General features: G+C 74.1%; 16 protein-coding genes. 14 read left to right on the top strand and 2 right to left on the bottom strand.

Annotated features, from left to right (window positions below):
- Nucleotides 1-116: 116 nt before the first annotated feature.
- The 3 genes from O7619_RS16300 to O7619_RS16290 all read left to right on the top strand — a co-directional run bounded on the left by O7619_RS16300 (nt 117) and on the right by O7619_RS16290 (nt 2,548).
- Nucleotides 117-773, top strand: a complete 657-nt coding sequence (locus tag O7619_RS16300; protein ID WP_282281758.1) for a TetR/AcrR family transcriptional regulator C-terminal domain-containing protein — start codon at nt 117-119, stop codon at nt 771-773.
- Nucleotides 774-842: 69 nt separating this feature from the next.
- On the top strand, nt 843-1,775 hold the full coding sequence (locus tag O7619_RS16295) for an ATP-binding cassette domain-containing protein (RefSeq protein WP_282288849.1): 933 nt from the start codon (nt 843-845) through the stop codon (nt 1,773-1,775).
- Nucleotides 1,772-2,548, top strand: a complete 777-nt coding sequence (locus O7619_RS16290; RefSeq protein ID WP_282281757.1) for an ABC transporter permease subunit — start codon at nt 1,772-1,774, stop codon at nt 2,546-2,548. Before O7619_RS16295 ends, O7619_RS16290 begins: the two co-directional genes overlap by 4 nt.
- Before the next feature lie 38 nt (nt 2,549-2,586).
- Here the strand turns inward: O7619_RS16290 and O7619_RS16285 are convergent, their stop codons facing one another.
- Nucleotides 2,587-2,886 carry a hypothetical protein gene (locus O7619_RS16285; protein ID WP_281583484.1) on the bottom strand — a complete coding sequence of 100 codons (300 nt, stop codon included), beginning with the start codon at nt 2,884-2,886 and terminating at the stop codon, nt 2,587-2,589.
- A 250-nt stretch (nt 2,887-3,136) separates the two neighbouring features.
- Between O7619_RS16285 and O7619_RS16280 the strand changes: the two genes are divergently transcribed.
- The 11 genes from O7619_RS16280 (at nt 3,137) to O7619_RS16230 (ending at nt 17,716) form a co-directional block, all read left to right on the top strand.
- Nucleotides 3,137-3,667, top strand: coding sequence for a hypothetical protein (locus tag O7619_RS16280; protein ID WP_282281756.1), 531 nt, complete (start codon nt 3,137-3,139; stop codon nt 3,665-3,667).
- Between the two features lie 213 nt (nt 3,668-3,880).
- Entirely contained in the window at nt 3,881-4,411 is a 531-nt protein-coding gene (locus O7619_RS16275; protein WP_282281755.1) for a hypothetical protein, read from the top strand.
- A 100-nt stretch (nt 4,412-4,511) separates the two neighbouring features.
- Nucleotides 4,512-6,092: an AMP-binding protein gene (locus O7619_RS16270; protein ID WP_282281754.1), complete on the top strand. Its 1,581-nt coding sequence runs from the start codon at nt 4,512-4,514 to the stop codon at nt 6,090-6,092.
- Nucleotides 6,093-6,167: 75 nt separating this feature from the next.
- The gene (gene hemA, locus O7619_RS16265; protein WP_282281753.1) at nt 6,168-7,409 is read left to right on the top strand and encodes a 5-aminolevulinate synthase; all 1,242 of its coding nucleotides are present in this window, start codon (nt 6,168-6,170) and stop codon (nt 7,407-7,409) included.
- A 55-nt stretch (nt 7,410-7,464) separates the two neighbouring features.
- Nucleotides 7,465-8,961, top strand: coding sequence for a long-chain fatty acid--CoA ligase (locus O7619_RS16260; RefSeq protein WP_282288848.1), 1,497 nt, complete (start codon nt 7,465-7,467; stop codon nt 8,959-8,961).
- 162 nt (nt 8,962-9,123) lie between these two features.
- Nucleotides 9,124-10,434, top strand: coding sequence for a hypothetical protein (locus tag O7619_RS16255; protein WP_282281751.1), 1,311 nt, complete (start codon nt 9,124-9,126; stop codon nt 10,432-10,434).
- A 20-nt stretch (nt 10,435-10,454) separates the two neighbouring features.
- Nucleotides 10,455-11,534, top strand: a complete 1,080-nt coding sequence (locus tag O7619_RS16250; protein WP_282281749.1) for a transporter substrate-binding domain-containing protein — start codon at nt 10,455-10,457, stop codon at nt 11,532-11,534.
- Between the two features lie 12 nt (nt 11,535-11,546).
- Nucleotides 11,547-12,407, top strand: coding sequence for a hypothetical protein (locus tag O7619_RS16245; protein ID WP_282281748.1), 861 nt, complete (start codon nt 11,547-11,549; stop codon nt 12,405-12,407).
- Nucleotides 12,404-14,554, top strand: a complete 2,151-nt coding sequence (locus O7619_RS16240; RefSeq protein ID WP_282281746.1) for a serine/threonine-protein kinase — start codon at nt 12,404-12,406, stop codon at nt 14,552-14,554. Before O7619_RS16245 ends, O7619_RS16240 begins: the two co-directional genes overlap by 4 nt.
- A 37-nt stretch (nt 14,555-14,591) precedes the next feature.
- Entirely contained in the window at nt 14,592-16,037 is a 1,446-nt protein-coding gene (locus O7619_RS16235; protein WP_282281745.1) for a VWA domain-containing protein, read from the top strand.
- Nucleotides 16,034-17,716, top strand: coding sequence for a hypothetical protein (locus O7619_RS16230; protein ID WP_282281744.1), 1,683 nt, complete (start codon nt 16,034-16,036; stop codon nt 17,714-17,716). The genes O7619_RS16235 and O7619_RS16230 overlap by 4 nt, the downstream gene beginning before the upstream one ends.
- A gap of 22 nt (nt 17,717-17,738) precedes the next feature.
- Here O7619_RS16230 and O7619_RS16225 read toward each other — a convergent pair whose 3' ends face one another.
- Nucleotides 17,739-19,694 carry a TetM/TetW/TetO/TetS family tetracycline resistance ribosomal protection protein gene (locus O7619_RS16225; RefSeq protein ID WP_282281742.1) on the bottom strand — a complete coding sequence of 652 codons (1,956 nt, stop codon included), beginning with the start codon at nt 19,692-19,694 and terminating at the stop codon, nt 17,739-17,741.
- Between the last annotated feature and the right edge of the window lie 43 nt (nt 19,695-19,737).

Below are 19,737 nucleotides of genomic sequence, written 5' to 3'. Positions count from 1 at the left end.
ACCAACAGCCCGCCGATCCGCCCGCCGCTCGCCGCGCCGACGCCGCGCCGGTGAGCGGCTCGGTCTGGACGCGCCCGCCACGGCCCGCGCGGCGGCGACTGTCCCTGGAGACGATCGTGCGCACGGCCATCGACCTGGCCGACGCGCACGGGCTCGACGCCATCACGATCCGCCGGGTCGCCGCCGAGCTCAACGCCCGGCCGATGAGCCTCTACTCGTTCATGGACCGCAAGGACGACCTGATCGAGCTGATGGTCGACGAGATCCTGGGCGAGATGGTCCTCGACCGGCTCCCGGAGGACTGGCTGGCGGCGCTGCACGCCATCGCCGCGCAGACCCGCGCGGTCGGCCACCGGCACCCGTGGTTGATCGCCGCGATCATGCAGCGTCCGGCACTGGGGCCCAACGCGGTGCGCCACGCCGACCAGTCGATGACGGCCATCGCGGGGCTCGGACTCGAGCGCGAGCAGGCACACACCCTCCTGATCGCCATCGACGCGTTCACCATGGGCTTCGGCGGCCTCGAGCTGGCCGGCCACTCCATGCGGCAACGCGACGGCCTCTCCGAGTCCGAGTGGGCCAACTCGACCGGCGCATACCTGAACGGCCTGTCCCGGGCCGGCCGCGCGCCATACCTGGCGCGGCTCGCCGAGGAGCCCGCCGACGACGCCTTCGCCGCCAGCCTGAACTGGTTGTTGTCCGGGTTCGCCGCGAGCCTCGGCGCGACGGCCGGCACGGCGCCCCCCCTACGTCCGACGCCCACGAACCCCTGACTTTTCTTAGGGGGCGGAACCGACATTCCGGGCTGGTTCCGGCGCGAGGAGGCACGGTTGAATGGCTCCGTGATCGACGTGCGGCACCTGACGAAGCGCTACCGGCACACCACCGCGATCTCGGATCTCACCTTCCGTGTCGGTCCCGGCCTGGTCACCGGTTTCCTCGGCCCCAACGGCGCCGGCAAGACCACCACCATGCGGCTGATCCTCGGGCTGGGCCGGCCCACCACCGGCACCGCCACCGTCGACGGCCGCGCCTACGCCGAGCTGCCGCGCCCACTGACCACACTGGGCACCCTGCTGGACGCGCAGGCGGTCAACCCGCGTCGGGACGGCTTCCACCACCTGCTCGCACTGGCCCAGAGCAACGGCATCGGCGTACGCCGGGTCCGCGAGACGGTCGACCTGGTCGGCCTGACCGAGGTGGCCCACCGACCGACAGGCGGCTGGTCGCTCGGCATGAAACAGCGTCTCGGCATCGCCGCCGCCCTGCTCGGTGACCCGGCCGGGGTGATGCTCGACGAGCCGCTCAACGGGCTCGACCCGGAGGGCGTCGTCTGGCTCCGCGGGCTGCTGCGCCGGCTGGCCGACGAGGGTCGGGTGGTGCTGCTCTCCAGCCACCTGATGAGTGAGATGGCGCTGATCGCCGACCACCTCGTGGTGATCGGCAAGGGACGGCTGATCGCCGACACCCCGACCACCACGCTCCTGCGTGACCGCGCACCCGGATCGATGCTCGTGCGGGCCGAGGGCGCGGACGCCTTCGCCGAGCTGTTGCGCGGCGCGGGCGCCTCGGTCGACGTCGAGCCGGACGGCGCGCTCCGGGTCCACGGCCTGGACGGCCCGGGGGTCGGCCGCCTGGCCGCCCGGCACCGGGTGGTGGTCACCGAGCTGACCCCGGTCCAGCCCTCGCTGGAGAACGCCTTCATCGACCTCACCCGGGACAGCGTGGAGTACGCCGCCCCGCCATCCGCCATGATCGAGGACGGAGCCCGATGAGCCTGACCGGAGTCCTCGCCGGGGAGTGGACCAAGGTGCGCAGCCTGCGGTCGATGGCCTACGGCGCGCTGCTGGCGCTGGGCATGGGCGCCGGCTTCGGGATGCTCACCAGCTACGCTGCCGGCCGCGACTACGCCCGCTCGTCGCCGGAGGCCCGGGCGTCCTTCGACCCGGCCGCGTCGAGCCTGCGCGTCTACCTGTCGATCCAGTTGGTCATCGGCATCCTGGGCGTGCTGACCATCACCAGCGAGTACGCGAGCGGCACGATCCGGGCCAGCCTCGGCGCCGTTCCGCGCCGCAGCCGCCTGCTCGCCGCGAAGGTGGCCGTCTTCACCGCCGGCGCGCTGGTCCTGGGCCAGCTCGTCGCGCTCCTGGCGTTCCTGGTGGGACAACCGGTGATGGCCGCGCAGGGTGCCCCGTCGACGACGCTCGGCGCGCCCGGGGTGCTGCTCGCGGTGGTCGGGGCGGGGCTGGTGATGGCCGCGGTCGGGGTGCTCGGCGTCGCACTCGGCGTGCTGACCCGCAGCACCACGGCCGGGCTGATCACGGTCGCGGTGCTGACGGTGCTGGTGCCGTCGTTCATCCCGGCGCTGCCCGAGCCGCTGTCGTCAGTGCTCGGCCGCTACTGGCCGACCACGGCTGCGGCCCAGTTGACCAAGGTGGTGCCGGACGTCGACGCGCTCGACGGCTGGGCCGGTCTGGGCCTGCTGGCGGCGCTGGTGGCCGCCGCGCTGGCCGCCGCCTTCGTCGTCTTCGGGCGGCGCGACGTCTGACGCGCCGCCCACCCGCGGGGCAGGCGGCGCATCAGGCGTCAGGCCCGCTTGCCCTCAAGGTTGAACCCGCCGATGAGGCCGGCGGTGACCTTCCCGGTCATGGTGTCGCCGTCCACCGTCACGTTGAACGTCAGCGTGACCTTGACCAAAGCCATCTCCATCTTCCAGGTGGCCGTGTCGCCGTCGGCGTGGCCGTCGAAGATCTCGGACTGCTGGTTCATCGTCTTGTTGGTCAGGGTGCCGGTGACGTCATCGCCGTCGACGTGCAGGACGACCTCGCCCTCCTGCTTGCCCATCGGGCTGTCGATGATCAGCTGCCAGGTTCCCGCGACGCTCATCAGACCTCCATCATTCGGGTAAGGACACGCTCACCGTAGGGATACCCCTCGCCGGCCAGCACCCCTAGCCCGCCCCTAAGTGGTCCGTCCCCTATGCCGCGTCGGCGCTCCGGGCCCGGACCCGGCCCGGGTTAGCGGCGCTTAAGCGCCGCCACACACGATCGGCATCGGTACGGCAGGTGCCGTACCGCCTCCGAGCCGGCTCCGTCTCCCGCAGGGCCGGCCAACCCTGCTAAGGAGACTGACGCTCATGCGCAAGCCACGGCCGAAGCGGCTCACCGCCCTGCTGTCCGCGATCGTTCTCGGCGGCGCCACCACCGTCGTCCTGGGCGGCTCCGTGGCGTCCGCGGTCCCGGCCCGGCACGGCAAGCGATGCTCGGTGACCTCCGGCCTCACCGACCGTTCCCAGCTGACCAAGCACGACGGCCGCGCCCCGGGCACCACCGACGGCGACAGCGTCGTCTACCACGACGACGTCTACAACAAGGCCGGTGACGTCGTCTTCACCGGCGAGGGCACCGTGCTGGTCTACACCAACCCCCGCAGCGGCGCGCTCTGGGAGTTTCTCGCCATCACCATCCAGATGCCCAGCGGCGGCACGTACTTCGGCACCACGACGTTCGCGATCGAGGACGCGGTCGCCGGGAATCCGCAGACCATCCCGGTGGTCGGCACGGCCGGCGACACGGTCGGCAAGGTCGGCGCGGTGAAGTGGAGCCTGGTCGGTTACGAGGGCCCCAACCTGTCCATCTTCGACGTGACGGCGACCTTCTGCGGCTGACCGCCACGGCGGCGGCACGGGCACGTCCTCCCTGGCGGGGCACCTTGCGGTGCCCCGCCAGGCGCGGTTCGGGCCCCGGCCCTCGGGCGGCCGGTCCGCCTTGGGCGCGCTTTAGCCGGCTGCAAGGCCGGGGCAAGCGCCGTCACCGAGGCTGGCCGCACCGGTGGGCAGACGCCCGGGAGGCCGGCGACCATGCGAAGGAGACCGACGCTCATGCGCAAGCCAAGGCCGAAGCGACTCACCGCCCTGCTGTCCACGATCGTTCTGGGCGGCGCCGCCACCGCCGTCCTGGGCGGCTCCGCGGCGTCCGCGGTCCCGGCCGCACACCCCCGCCCGTGCGTGGTGACCGCCGACCTCACCGACCAGTCCCACCTGACCAAGCACGACGGCCGCGCGCCGGGCACCACCGACGGCGACACCGTCGTCTACCACGACGACGTCTACAACGCGGCGGGCGAGCTGGTCGTCACCGGCGAGGGCACCGCGCTGGTCTACACCAACCCCGTCGACGGCACGCTCTGGGAGTGGCTCGCGGTGACCGTGCAGATGCCCAGCGGCGGCACGCTCTTCGGCACCGTGCCGATCTCGATCGCGGACGCGGTCGCCGGCAAGCCGCAGACCATTCCGCTGATCGGCACCGCCGGCGACACGCTCGGCAAGACCGGCTCCTGGAAGTTCAGCCTGCGCGGTTACACCAACGTGAACCTCTCCATCTTCGACGTGACGCTGACCATCTGCGGGTGACCCGCGCACGCAGCGCACCGCCTCCACCCACCGCCCTCCGTGGATACCTGGTGCCCACACCGACCGGGCGACGCTGACGACAAGAACAGGGAAGGTACCCATGGACCGAACCGCCGCCGAGTCGGCCTGCCCGAACTACGTGATGCGGATCCTCGACTCGCTGGCCAGCCGCCCGGACGAGGTCGTCGTGAAGTGGCGGGACCAGAGCATCACCGCCGGTGAGTTCGTGCGCTCGACGGTGGCCGCGACCCGCCGGATGCAGGAGCTGGGCATCGACCGTACCCACACGGTCGCCGCCCTGTCGGCATCGAACAGCCCGACCATCATCTACACCCGCTATGCGGCCCACCTCCTCGGTGCGCGCCTGGTGCACATCCTCTCGGTGAACGCGAACTCGGCGGCCGAGTCGCTGGCCGAGAGCCAGCAGGTCGACATCCTGAACGAGGTGAGCGCGACGCTGCTCGCCGTGGACGTCGAGAGTCTCGGTGTCGCCCGCCGGCTGCGGGACGCCGTCAAGGGTCCGCTCAAGCTCGCCACCTACGGCTCCGACGGCACCCCGGTCGACGCCGACCTGTCCGCCGGCGACGCGGACGACGACGCCCTGCCGGAGCCCCGGCCCATCGTCGAGGGCGACACCGCCACCATCATCTACACCAGTGGCACCACCGGGAAGCCGAAGGGCATCTGCCGCAACTACGGCTCGTGGCACCGCGAGACCGTCGGCGCGATGAACCAGGTGAAGAGCATGAACCTGGGGCCGTCGGGCTACCTCGTCACGATTCCGCTCAGCAACGCCGGCATCTCGGTGGACTCGGTGCTGGCGCACGAAGGGGTCGTCATCCTGCACGAGCAGTTCGACGCCGGCCGGGTGCTCGACACCATCGAGCGCGAGCGCGTGGGTGGCACGTTCTGGGCCACCCAGCACCTGTACCAGATCCTCGACCACCCGCGCCTGAACGAGGTCGACACGTCGAGCCTGCGCCTCGTCATGTACGGCGGCACCCCGATCTCGCCGGCCCGCATCGAGCGGGCCGTCGAGAGGTTCGGTCTCATCTTCGTCCAGTACTACGGAACGACGGAGAGTCGCCGGATCTCCGCGCTGACCCCCGCCGACCACCGGGACAAGAACCTCCTCGCCAGCGCCGGGCGCCCGATCCCCACCGTCCAGGTGGTCATCCGCGATCCGGAGACGGGCGCCGACCTGGACGCGAACGCCCCCGGCGAGGTGTGCGTGCGTACCCCCGGGATGATGACGGAGTACTTCCTCGACCCGGTGCGGACGGAGAAGGCGCTGCGCGACGGCTGGTTCCACACCGGCGACATCGGATACTTCGACGACGCCGGCTACCTGTACCTCGTCGACCGCCTGTACCACGTCGTCAAGACCGACGGCATCAAGATCTACCCGGCGGAGATCGAGCGCGTGCTGTTGCTGCACCCGGCCGTCGCCCGGGCGAGCGTCATCAAGGTCCGCGACGCCGACCTGCGCGACTCCATCTGCGCGTACGTGCAGCCACGCGCCGCCCACGGCGACCTCACGTCCGAGGAACTGGCCGATTTCGTGGCCGAGAAGATGTCTCCCCTGCACGTTCCGGCGGTCATCGAACTGGTGTCGGATCTCGCGACGACGCAGTTCGGCAAGGCGGATGCGCAAGTCCTGCGCCAGATGCGCGGCGCGTGATCACCCGGCGTAGCGGCTGTCGTCGCCACCTGGTCCTACCTACCCACCGAGGCCGAGTAAGGGAGCCCGATACCCATGACACATCTCCTTGAGCTCATCTCCACCGAGATGGACGCGCTGTCGCACGGCCGCCGCGAATTCCTCGAGATATCGAGGATCGCCGGCAGGTTCCCCCGGGCCAACGCGCCCATGCTGCCTCCCGACAGCGCCGAGGTGAGCGTCTGGTGCAGTAACGACTACCTGGGCATGGGCCAGGCGCCGACAGTGCTCGACGCGGTGAAGAACGCCGTGGACGAGAACGGGGCGGGCTCCGGCGGCTCGCGCAACATCAGCGGCACCAACCGCTACCACATCCAGTTGGAGGCCGAACTCGCCGCGCTGCACCGCAAGGACGGGGCGCTGCTGTTCAGCACCGGCTACACGGCCAACACCGGGGCCCTGGCGATCCTGGCCGGCCGCGTGCCCGGCACCGTCGTCTTCTCGGACGAGAAGAACCACGCGTCGATCATCGACGGCATCCGGCAGAGCCGCGCCGAGAAGCGGATCTTCCGGCACAACGACGTCGAACACCTGGCCGAACTCCTCGCCTCGGTGGATCCGGACCGGCCCAAGATGATCGTCATGGAGTCGATCTACTCGATGGACGGCGACGTCGCGCCGCTCGCCGAGATCGCCGACCTCGCCCGTCGTCATCACGCCCTGACCTACCTCGACGAGGTCCACGCGGTCGGCATGTACGGCCCGCGCGGCGCCGGGGTCGCCGCGCAGGAGGGCATCCAGGACCAGTTCGACGTCATCATGGGCACGCTCGCCAAGGGGTTCGGCACGGTCGGCGGCTACGTCGCCGGACCGGAACCGCTCATCGAGGCGGTGCGCATGTTCTCGCCGTACTTCATCTTCACCACGTCGCTGCCGCCGGCCATGGCGGCCGGCGCTCTGGCGGCGGTGCGTCACCTGACCACGTCGGAGACGGAGCGGGAGATCCTGCACCGCAACGCCGCGATCACGCACCGGCTCCTGGACGAGCGCCGCATCCCCTACGTGTCGGCCATGTCGCACATCGTCTCGGTGTTCGTCGGCGACGAGGCGAACTGCCGGACGGCCTCCAGCATCCTGCTGCACCGCCACGGCATCTACGTGCAGCCGATCGACGCGCCGAGCGTCCGGCCGGGTCAGGCCGTGCTGCGGGCCACGCCGTCGGCCACGCACCACGAGGCGGAGATCGTCCGCTTCGCCGACGCCCTGGACGACATCTGGAACGAGCTGGGGCTGCCCCGCGCCAACGCGGGGCATCTGGTGGCGGAGGCGACGGAGTGACGGCGGGCGAGGGCTCCGCCGCCCGGCGCGTGCGGGGCCACCGGCCGTGCTGACGATGTCGGTGGCCGCGATCCTCGCCGAGTCCGCCGCCCGTGGTCCCCGGCGCACCGCGCTGGTGACCGAGGACGAGGAGGTCTCCTACGGCGACCTCTGGCAGCGGGCGTTGCGGGCCGCCGCGACGCTCAAGGCGCGGGGCGTCCGCCCGGGCGACGCGGTCACGGTGATGCTGGAGAACACCCCGGACCTGCCGGTGGCGTGCTTCGCGATCTGGGCCGCCGGAGCGACGGTGGTGCCCGTCGCCACGTCGGCCCGGCCGGCGGAGGTCGAGTACACGTTGACCGACTCCGGCTCGGTGCTGCTGATCTGCGCGGAGGCGCTGATCGCCGAGGCGGGGCAGGCGGCGCGTGCGGCGCGGGTGCCGGCGCTCACCGAGGCGGAGCTGGCCGGCACGGCGGCGCCGCTCACCACGTACGAGCCGCGCCGGCCGGACGACATCGCCATCATCCTCTACACGTCGGGGACCACCGGACGGCCCAAGGGCGCGATGCTCACCCACCTCAACGTGACGATGAACATCATGGTCACCAGGGTGTCGCCGTTCGACGTGACGGCGGACGACGTCCTGCTCGGGGCCCTGCCGCTCTACCACTCGTTCGGCCTCATCTGCGGTCTGGGCACCTGCCTGCTCGCCGGCGCGTCGGTCGTCCTGATGCGGCGGTTCGACGCGGCGCGGGCGCTGGACCTGATCGAGAGGCACGGGTGCACGCTGTTCATGGGCGTGCCGACGATGTTCACCACGATGCTGGCCGCCATGGCGCCGGGCGACGCCGGCCGGTATCGGCTCGACCGCGTGTTCAGCGGCGGCGCGCCGCTGCACGTCGCCACGCTCGAAGCCATCCGTGCCGCCTTCGGCTGCGAGGTGTACGAGGGCTACGGGCTCACCGAGGCGTCGCCCTGCGTCGCCTACAACCAGAGGTGGTGGCCGACGAAGCCGGGCACGGTGGGCCGCCCGATCTGGGGCGTCGACGTACGGGTGGCCGACGCCGACCGCGCCGACGCCATCGCGTTCGTGCCGGACGGCGAGGTGGGCGAGGTCGTGGTGCGCGGGCACAACATCATGGCCGGCTATCTCAACTTGCCGGAGGCGACGGCGGGGACCGTCGTCGACGGCTGGCTGCGCACCGGGGACCTCGGTCAGTTCGACGAGGACGGCTATCTCACGATCGTCGATCGGAAGAAGGACGTGATCCTGCGGGGCGGCCACAACGTCTACCCGCGTGAGATCGAGGAGGTCCTCAGCCGGCACTCCGCCGTCCGGCAGGTCGCCGTGGTCGGGCTGCCGGACGACCGGCTCGGCGAGGAGGTGTGTGCCGCGGTCGTGGTCCGCGACGGATTCTCGGCCGGCCCGGAGCTGGCGGCCGAGCTGGTCGCGCTGGCGAGGGACCGCCTCGCCGCCTACAAGTGTCCCCGCCGGGTCGAGTTCCTGCCGTCCTTCCCGCTCGGCGGGGGCGGCAAGGTGCTGAAGCGCGAGCTGGCGGTGCACCTGGCCTGACTGTGAGCCGCCCGGCCCGTCAGATACCGGACATGGCGCTACGCACTGTTGACCCAGCCTGCGAGGCTGATCACTCGCCGACATCGGTTACCCAGGTGTTCGCCCGGTGACGCAGGGAGTTCTACAGTGGAGGTGCGGGAGCCTGGCCGGAAGGGACCGCGCATGCCGAACAGGACGGTGCGGAGCACCCCGGCGCTGATCGTGCTACACGGCGTCGGGCTGGGCCTGGCGCTGCTCGTCACCGCCGTGGTCGCCGTGCGGTCCAGCGCCCCGGCCGCCAATCTCGGGCAACGCGCCGTCGGTGTCGCCATGGCCACCAGCACCACCGCCCGCGAGATCTACCAGGGGCTGGCCGACGCCGACGTGGCCGCCAGCGCCGTCTTCCTGCTGCCACCGGACGAGGCCCGGCGCGGTGCGCTGCGCGCCGACTACGACGCCGCCGTGCGCCGCGTCGAGCGGCAGCTCACCGACGCCACGGGCGAGGCGGTCAACGATCCGGACCGGCTGAACCGGCTGGCCGCGATCGGCTCCCGGCTGACCGTCTACCGGGGCGTGGTCTGCGCGGCCCTGGCCACCGCCGGCGGGGACGTCACCGGCGGCGCGGGTCCGGACACGTCAGCGGCATGCCCGGCGACGGCCGGCGGTTCCGGCCCGGCCGGAGCGGCCCGGTCGGCCGCCGCCCGTGCGGTGCTCGCCTCGGCGTACGCCCGCGAGGCGTCCCACTACATGTCCACCGAACTGCTCACCGAGGCCCAGCGGCTCTGGGACGACGACACGCGACGGCTGCTGCACGCCCGCGCCGCCGCCCGCCCCTGGGTGGCGGCCTCGGTCCTGATGCCGCTGGCGCTGCTGGGCGCGCTCGTCGCCACCCAGCTCTGGTTGCGTCGCCGGACCCGGCGGCGGTTGAACGCCGGGCTGCTGCTCGCCTCCGGCGCGGCCGTGGCCGTGCTGGCCATGCTCGTGGCGTCGTGGTGGCACTGGCCGGCCGCCGACGACCGGTTCGGCGACCTGGAGTCGGCCATCGCGGCGCAGAGCACCAGCCAGCAGCGCCTCGGTGACCTGCTCGCCGGGCGCGCCGACCTCTATCTGGGCCTCGGTGCCAGTGTGGACCCGGCGGGGCACCGGGCCGACTTCGACGCCCGCGGGCTCTGCTTCCCCGCCTCGGGCCGGGCCGCGCCGATCGACTGCGCGGCCCTGGACGACGTCTGGTCCGCCCGGCAGAGCAGGACCCGCGACGCGTTCCGCGACGCCGTCGACACGGTGCTCCGCGACGGGCCGGTCGGCCGGTCGTTCGAAGTGGCGAAGAGCAATCTCGAGGACGCCCTGCGCGCGGACGGCGCCCGCGCGGACGCCGCGCGGGAACGGCTGCCCGCGGCGCCCCGCCCGCTCGGCGGCGCGGCGGCCTGGGTCATCCTGCTCGCCGGCGGCGGTGTGGTCGCCGGCCTGCGCCAGCGCTACCTGGAATACCAGTGAACACCCACGGAGGAGGTCCGGTGGCGGTCGGGGGCTTGCTCGCCGGCGCGCTGCTGGCCGCCCTGGCCGGGTGCACCGCGCCGGCGGCGACCACCCCCGCGCCGGCGGCCCGTCCCCCCGGCGCGCAGACCCTCGCCCCCGCCGGCGAGGCGACCCCGCTCTGCTCGGTGCGGCGCAGTCTGCCGGCCAGCGCCAGCCGGCCGAGGCGGATCATCGAGCGGCAGCCGCAGCGACTGATCGCCGGCGTCGACCCGTCCGACGCGACCATGAGCCACTGGAACTCGGCGAACCAGCGGTTCGAGGGCTTCAACATCGACCTGCTGCTGCGGGTGGTCAAGGCGCTCTGGCCGAAGGACGACCCCCGCGACCGGGTCGAGTTCCGGGTCGTGCCGCCCGGCCAGGGCGCCTTCCAGATGCTCGACGACAACCAGATCGACCTGGTGGCCACGTCCCTCACCGCGTCCTGCGAACGCGCCAAGCAGGTGATCTTCTCCAACGACTACCTCGACTCCGGGCAGACGGTGCTGGTCCGGGTACGCGACCGCGGGCCGGAGTTCGCCGGCGTGGAGGAGATGGGCGGGCGGCGGGTCTGCGCCGCGCGCAACACCACCTCGCTGGACGCCATCCGCCGCTACCGGACGGTCGGCGGCGAGCGGCTGGTGCCGGTGGCGGCGGAGCACTCCATCGACTGCCTGGTGATGCTCCGCCAGGGCCAGGTCGACGGCGTCAGCACCGACGACAACATCCTGCGCGGTTTCGCCCAGATGGCCCCCGACACCACCCTCGTCACCGAGCCGCCCCGCAGCGAACAGCGATACTGCGACCACAACGTCGACGACGAGTGCGACTGGTTCACCGACGAGCCACACGCCTTCGCCTTCCGGCTCGACGACGCGGAGTTGGCCGCCTTCGTCAACTACGCCCTCGCCCTGCCCGAGACCCGGCAGGAGTGGCTGCGGGCACACGACGACTGGCTCGCCGACCATCCGGACGCGGTACGGGACCCGGTCACCGGCAGGCGGACGCCGATGATGCCCTCGCCCGGCGAACCCGTCACCGGGTGGCCGCCGCCGCGCCCGGCCGCCGCGCCGACGGACTGAGGAGGCCGACCGTTGCCGACCGTCCGGGACCGGCTGCACGCCTTCCAGGCCGCCCACGCCCGCGTCTGCGACCTGCTGGAGGAGATGGAGCACGCGGTCGCCGGCCAGTTTCCGCCGGCCGACCCGCGGCCGGCCGCGCGGGCGGCCGAGGAACACCTGCTGCGGCTGCACTGCCTGGCGCTGGCGCTCGTCCGGCGCAAGGAGGACCTGGCCGGGCTCGACCCGGCGCAGCCGGCGGACGAGGCGGCGTTGACCCGGCTGCTCGCCGCGCCCTGCGCGGTCCGGTTCACCGCCGCCACCGGTGACCAGGTCCGGGTCGAGCAACTGCGGGTCGCCCGGATCGTGCAGGACGCCGCCGACCAGGCCGAGCGGATCCGCAGGCTGGTCGCGCCCCCGGTGCCGGAGCAGCCGACGCCGGACCCGCACCGGTTGGCGGAGCGGGGGCACCGGGTCCGGTCGTCGCTGCACCGGCTGCGCCGCCTCGCCGCGGAGGCCGCCGCCGAAGGGCTCGGCGACGTCACCGACCCACTCGCCCCGCTCACCGCCGACGGGCTGCTCGACCGGCTCGCCGCCGCCGACCCGGGGCACCGGCCCGAGACCGACGCCGAGGCCCTCGGCGCGGCCCTCGACCGGGACCTGGAGCGGGTCGACGCGGTCCGGCGCAGCCTGCGCGTCCGGTGCCACCGGGAGCTGAGCGGGCGACTCGCGGCATACCGGCAGAAGGCCGCCGACGAGGGCCGGGCCGAACACCCCGACCTGGAGCGGTCCTACCGGGACGCGGTGGCCGGGCTGCGCCCCGCGACGTTCGGGGTGGCCGCCGCGAGCCGGGCGGTCCGCGCCTACCAGCAGGCCGTGAACGGAGGAGCCCGATGACCGGGACGCGCCAGGGATGCGCGGAACGCCACTGCCCCGGCGAGGTGGACGCGGACGGGTTCTGCCGGCTGTGGGGGCACGAGTGCGCCGGCACCGGCGCGGCCCCGACGCCTGTCGTGCCCCGCCCGGTCCAGGTGTCCTCCCCGCCCGTGTCGTCCCCGCCCTGGGAGGTCGCGGCGCTGCTCCCGGCGGCCCGGCCCCGGGACCCGCTGACCGCCGTGCTCGCCGAGCCGGTGGTGCCGGAACCCGCCCGGATCTGCGCCAGCACCACCTGCCGCACCCGGCTGACCCGGCTCAGCGGCCACTGCCCGGACTGCGGCACCCGCTACTCGTTCACCCCGCCGCTGACCGTCGGTGACGTGCGCGCCTCCCGCTACGAGATCGCCGGGTGCCTGGGCAACGGCGGTGTCGGTTGGGTGTTCCTCGCCCGCGACCAGGACATGGACGGCGCCTGGCGGGTGCTCAAGGGGCAGCGCAACCCGGAGGACCGGGAGGCCGTCGCGGCGTTCGTCGCGGAACGACAGGCGCTCATCGCGCTGAACCACCCGCGCATCGTCACCATCACCCACGCGCTGCGGCCGGAGACGCACCACGACACCGGCTACCTGGTGATGGAGTTCGTCAACGGCGGCACCCTGGAGGAGTCGCGCGCCACGGCCGGCCCGGGCGGGCGACCCGCCGCGCTCGACGTGGCCCAGGCCCTCGACTACGGCACGCAGATCCTCGACGCGTTCGGCTATCTGCACGACCAGGGCTGGCTCTACTGCGACCTCAAGCCGGAGAACGTCATGCGGGTCGGCGGCGTCGGCGCCGACGTCATCAAGCTGGTCGACTTCGGCGCCGCCCGGAGGATCGACAATCGGGTGAGCCCCGCCTGGGGCACCGAGGGATACACCGCCCCCGAGGTCAAGCGGCTCGGCGCCGCCGGGCCGAGCATCCGTTCCGACATCTACGCCGTCGGGCGTACCCTCGCCGCGCTGACGCTTGTCACCCGGTCCGTGGACGTGTCCCGGATCCCCGCCGGCCCGGCCGTGCGGCGGCTGCCCACACCGGCCCGGCTCGACCCGTTCCTGCGCCTGCTCGCCCGGGCCACCGCGGCCGACCCGGCCGACCGGTTCGGGTCCGCCGCGCAGATGCGCGAACAGGTCCGGGGGGTGCGCCAGCAGGTCGCCTCGGCCGCCGACGGCGAGCCCCGACCGAGCCGGTCCACCCTGTTCAGCCCCTCGGCCTGCGCGTTCGCCCTGCACACCGACGGCGCGGTGGACCTGGTGGAGGTGCTGCTCGGCCTGCCGGCGCCGCTCGTCGACGGCGCCGACCCGGCCGCCGGCTTCCTCGCCTCGCTCGGCCCCGCCGACCCTGACGAACTCATCGAACTGCTGGCCACCGCCCCCGAACGGACCGCGCCTGTGGTCTACCGGGCGGTGCGGGCCCACCTCACCGCCGGCCGGGTGGCCGAGGCGGGCACGCTGCTCGCCGACGTCCCCGAGGACCGGCGCGACTGGGCGCTGTGGTGGCACCGCGGCCTGGTCGCCCTGGTCGGCCGGGACACGGACGCCGCCCGGCGCTGGTTCGAGCAGGTGTACGGCTGGCTGCCCGGCGAGGTCTCCACCCGGCTGGCGTACGCGGTCGCCTGCGAACTCGCCGACGTCCCCGACGAGGCCGCCGACCACTACCGGGGGGTGTGGGACACCGACCGGGGCGTGCTGGCGGCGGCCTTCGGGCTGGCCCGGTGCCGGCTCGCCACGGACGACCCCCGGGGCGCCGCCGACGCGCTGCTGAGCGTGCCGGAGTCCTCCCGCGCCGGCACCGACGCGGTCGCCTGCGCGGTGCGGATCCTGCGCGACGCGCCGGACGACGGGCGTCGGCTGGCCACCGCCCTGGAGGCGGCCACGATCGTGGACAAGCTGCCGCCGTTCGCCGAGCGGGAGAGCGTCGAGTCGGACATCCTGCGGATCGCGCTCGACTGCGACCTCACCGACCCCCGGCACGCCGGCCGGCGGTTGTTCGGCGAACCGCTCGACGACACCAGCCTGCGTCGCGCCTTCGAGCGCCGGTGCCGCTCCCGCGCCCGGCGCACCGCCGACCGGCGGGACCGGATCGAGCTGGTCGACCTGGCCAACGCCTACCGGCCGGTGACGTGGTGGTGACCGCGGCCCGACGGCCCTGAGACGAAGGAAGGCGCCCATGGAACACGCCGACGGCCGACCGCTCGCGGTCACCGCGCACCACGCGGAATACCTGCCGGCGGACGGCACGGTGCTCGACGTGATCGCCACCGTGCGCGGCCCGGAACCGGCCGGGGACGCGCGCCACGACGGCCTGGCCGAGGTCATCCTGCTGGACACGTCGGGGTCGATGGGCGCGCCGCAGGCCAAGATGCGGGCCGCCCGGCAGGCGGGCGTCGCCGCGATCGACGCGCTGCCCGACGGGGTCGCCTTCGCGGTGGTCGCCGGCACCGGCGCGGCCACCATGGTCTTCCCCGGCGACGAGCGGCTGGCGGTCGCCGACGAACGCACCCGGGCCGCCGCCCGCCGCGCGCTGCACTCCCTCTCCCCGCACGGGGGCACCGCCATCGGCGCCTGGCTGCGGCTGGCCCGGCGGCTGCTGGCGACCCGGCCGGACGCGATCGGCCACGCCATCCTGCTCACCGACGGCCGCAACGAGACCGAACGCCCGGAGGACCTGCGGGCCGCCGTCGGCGAGTGCGAGGGACACCTCACCGTCGACTGCCGGGCGATCGGCTCGGCCGACGGTGTGCACGACTGGGACGCGGCCGAACTGCTCGGCATCGCCGAGGCGTTGGGCGCGAACCCGGTGGTCCCGGTGGAGGACCTCACCGGCCTGGGCGACGAGTTCCGGTCGGTCCTGTCCCGGGCGATGGCCCGGCGGGTGGCGAACGCGCGGCTGCGGGTGCGCACCACCGAGCTGGCCCGGGTCCGGTTCGTCAAGCAGGTGCACCCGACCATCGCCGACCTCACCGGGCGGGGCGCGCCGGACGGCGAGCTGACCACCGCGTACCCGATCGGCGCCTGGAGCCCGCACGACCACCGCGACTACCACCTGGGCCTGGAGGTGGACCCGCTCGCCGCCGGGACCCGGCGGCGGATCGGCTGGCTCAGCACCGACACCGACACCGGCGCGGCCACCGTGGAGGTGCCGCTGACGGTGGAGTGGACCGACGACACGCTGCGCAACTCGGAGATCCACCCGAGCGTCGCCTTCTACACCGGGCAGCAGGACTACGCCGCGGCGTTCCACAGTGGCCTGGCGGCGGCGCGCGCGGGCCGGGTCGGCGAGGCCGAGGAGCGGCTCGGGCGGGCGGTGGCGCTCGCGCACGACGCCGGCAAGGACGCCGACGTACGGCGGATCGCCCGGATCGTGGACGTGCACGACGCCGCCGCCGGCCTGGTCCGGCTCAAGGAGGACGTCGACTGGCGGCGGGCCGAGCCGTCCCGGGTCGCGGCGCACACCACCACCCGGTGGGGCGCGGACGGCGACGGACGCCGCCCGTCCACGCCGGCCGCCCCGGTCGCGCCCTGGTCACACTGCGGCGAGCCGCAGACGGGGGCGTACTGCCAGGACTGCGGGGCCGCGCACGGCACCGACGGACCGGCGTCGGAGCGCCCATGACCCTGGACCTCTGGGCCAAGGTCGCCAGCGTGGTGAGCAGCAGCCTGGCGCTGGCCGGCGCCGCCGTCGCCGTCCACCGGCACCTGCGCCGGCCGGGCTGGTCGGCGACGCTCACCGGGCTGTGGGAGCGGGAGGCCGACGCCGGGATCGTCCACCCGCACCGCTTCGGCGAGCAGGTGCGCCCGCTCTCCGACGTGTACGTGCCCCGCCGGGCGGCGCCTCGGCTGGGCCGACCCGAGGAGACCGTCGACGCCGGGCAGTTGTTCAGCGGCGCCTCACACGTGCTGCTCGTCGGTGAGCCGGGCAGCGGAAAGACCGCGCTGATCGCGTACGAGAGCGCCCGCTCGGCCGCGCGCTGGCTCCGCCACCGGGGTCGCCGGTGGCGCCGGCCCCGCGGCCCGGTGCTGGTACGCCTGCCGGCCGCCGCGCTGGTCCGGCACGCGCTGCCCGACGCACTGGCCGCCACGTACGGCGAGTCGCCGGACTTCCGCCGGACGCCGCCCGGCGTCCGTTGGCTGGTCTGCGTGGACGGGGTGGACGCGGTCGCCGACCCGGACGAGCGGAGCGACGTGCTCAACCGGCTCGCCGCGGCGGGCCGCTCCCCCGCGCCGCCGTACCGGATCCTGGTCACCACCCGGCCGCTGGACGCCACCGAGCTGGCCACGCTCGGAGCGGACTATCCCGCCTACCAGCTCGCGCCGTTCACCCGCGCCGACGTCACCGCGCTGGCCCGCAGGTGGTTCCCGGACCACGACGAGGCCCAGGGCTTCCTCGCCTGGACACACACCCAGCGGATCACCAACCCGGTGCGCAACCCGCTGATCGCCACCGTCGCCGCGCTGATCTGGCGCGACCGCCGCGACGACCCGGTCGGCCCGCCCGGCCCGGCGGCCCTGCTCGACAACTTCGTGCGGGCCCTGCTGCGCGGCGGTCGGGACCGTCTCGACGCCACCTGCGCGGCGCTGCGCGACCGTCCCCCGGAGGGCCCGGCGGTCGCCGACTGGCTGGCCGGGCGGCACACCGAGCTGGTCGAGGTCGCCGCGACCGCGGCCGTGGCGGGCGCCGACCCGGTCGCCGCGGTGGCGGAGTGGACGGCGACGCACGCGCCCCATCCGCCGGCGCGGCAGCTCGCCGACTGGCCGCAGCGGATCCGCGACCTGCTGCTCGCCACCGACCTGTTCCGCGCCGACCGGCACGCCCTGGTCCCGGTCTGGCCCAGCCTGGTCGAGCATCTGGCGGCGGGACCGCTGACCCGGCAGTTGAGCCCGGACGGCTGGATGTCCCTGATGAACACCACACGATCGCCGTTCGTCGGGGCGCACGTGTTCCAGCGGGCCGGGGTGCCGCCCGCGTTGCTGCGGAGCCGGCTGGTGGAGCCGGGCTGGGCCGTCGCCGCCGGGCAACTTCTGGTCACCACGGGGACGCTGTGGAGCACCGACGACCCGGGGTTGCGGGCCGACGTGCTGGCGGCGCTGCTGGCGCACTGGGCGGCCGACCCGACCGGCGACACCGGCCGGACCTGCCTGTCGCTGCTGAGCACGCTTGCCGCGGACCGCGCCGACCGGGACCTGCTGATCGAGATCGGCGCGGACGGCAGCCGGCCCCGGGCGACCCGGCTGGCCGTCACGCGCTTCTTCCGCGCCGACCGCGACGCGGCGTCGGTCGCCCGGCACTGGTGAGGGCGTACGGTGGCGCGGCGGCCTACCGCGGCACGGCCCGGAACCACGCCTCCCGATCGTCCGGGTCGGGTCCGCGCCGGGGCAGCGTGGCCGGCTCCTCGCCGGTCAGCGGCGCGTAGTGGTCGAAGGTGGTGGTCAGCACGGCCTCGCCACCGGTGAGGTCGGGAAGCGCGGCGACCACGTGCGGGACCCGCGCCGACGGCAGGGTGCCGTGCACCTCGAGATATCCGTCGGCGCCGGCGATGTCGTGCACGGCCGCTCCGAGCCGGCCGAGCAGCGCCATCACCGTCTCCACCGCGTGTTGCGGAACGTTGACGTCGAACCGCTCGACCGGTTGGCACACCCGGGTACCGGCCTGGCGGAGCGTCGCGGCGACCACGACCGGGGCGAGGTTGCGGAAGTCCGCCGCGACGGTCGAGATGGACTTGTCGAACTTCTGGTGCGGCCGGCTCTGTCGGGGCCAGTACTGGGACGCCGTCATGGTGACCACGCAGTCGGTGACCGGCCAGCCGTGCCGGCCGTGCCGGAGCGCGGCCCGCACGCCCTCCTCGGTGGCGGCGACGAACGCCGGCGGGAGCCGGCCGGGTTCGACGCCGGGGCGGAACTCGATGCTGTGCCCGACCGGGGCGGCCTCGATGCGCAACCCCAGCCCGGCCAGGTACGGGTTGCCGCGCTCGCGCACCCGTTCCTCGGCGACACCGGTGCCGGCGACCCGTTCGATGCAGGCCGTGAGCGTGCCGGAGAACCGCACCCGGACGCCGTACCGGTCCGCCATGAGCGCGGCCAGCACCTCTTTCTGGACCTCGCCGTGCAGGCGGATCACCGCCTCCGCCCGGTGCTCGTCGAGCCGCAGGTCGACGAGCGGATCCTCGTCGGCCAGCTCGGCCAGGCCGGCGAACATCGCCAGGCGCTGGTCCGGTTCGACCGGCTCGACGACCGCCTGGCGGGTGGGCGGCGGGAACCGGTAGGCGTGCCGCCGCGGCGGCTCCCCGATGTGCTGGCCGATCCGGGCCGACAGGCCGCGCACGGCGGCGATCTGCCCGGCGGCCACCGAGGGACGGACCTGGACGCCGGCGGGCTCGATGACGGCGATCTGGGTGACCGTCTCGGGCCGGGCGCCGGCGAGCCGGACCCGGTCCCGGACGTGTAGCCGCCCGGACCACAGCCGCAGCCAGGTTCGCCGGCCGTGGCCGTCCCGGTCGACGGCGAAGACGGTGCCGACCGGCGGACCGTCGCGCTGCTCGCCCCGGGGCAGCAGGTCGGTCAGGAGGTGGCACAGTTGGCGCACCCCGGCGCCGGTGATCGCCGAGCCGCACGCCACCGGCGTGAGCGCGCCGCGGCGTACCGCGTGCCGGATCGCGCGCCGGACCTCGCGCCCGCGCACCGGCGCGTCGGTGAGCCACCGCGCCGCCACCGCGTCGTCGACCTCCGCCACCGCCTCCACCACCGGTTCGGCGTCGAGGCCCACGACCCGCACCCGGGCGTCGCGGGTGCCCTGGCCGACGACCGTGGTGAGCAGGACCGGCCGGGCGGCGAGCCGCCGGCGGACCTGGGTCACCGCCCGGTCGGTGTCGGCGCCGCGCCGGTCCACCTTGTTGAGGAAGAGCATCGTCGGTACGCCGATGCGCCGCAGCGCCCGCCAGATGGCGACGGTCTGCGGCTGCACCCCCTCCACGCTCGACACCACGAGCACGGCGGCGTCCAGCACGGCGAGCGACCGCTCGACCTCCGCGATGAAGTCGGGGTGGCCGGGGGTGTCCAGCAGGTTGATGCGCAGATCACCGATCGTGATCGACGTGACGGCCGCCCGGATGGTGATGCCGCGCCGACGCTCCAACTCCATCGAGTCGGTGCGCGTCGTGCCGGCGTCGACGCTGCCGAGCCGGGACACGGCGCCCGCCTCGTAGAGCAGGCGTTCGGTCAGGCTGGTCTTTCCGGCGTCAACATGGGCGACGATTCCGAGGTTCAACAGGGCCACGGCAGAACTCCACGGTAGGACGGTCCAGGGTCCGAAGCGTGGA

It is taken from the genome of Micromonospora sp. WMMD998, assembly GCF_029581235.1.
GTDB lineage: Bacteria > Actinomycetota > Actinomycetes > Mycobacteriales > Micromonosporaceae > Micromonospora.
The sequence above is the reverse complement of the archived record's forward strand: the minus strand, read 5'-3'. Positions and strand labels throughout refer to the sequence as shown.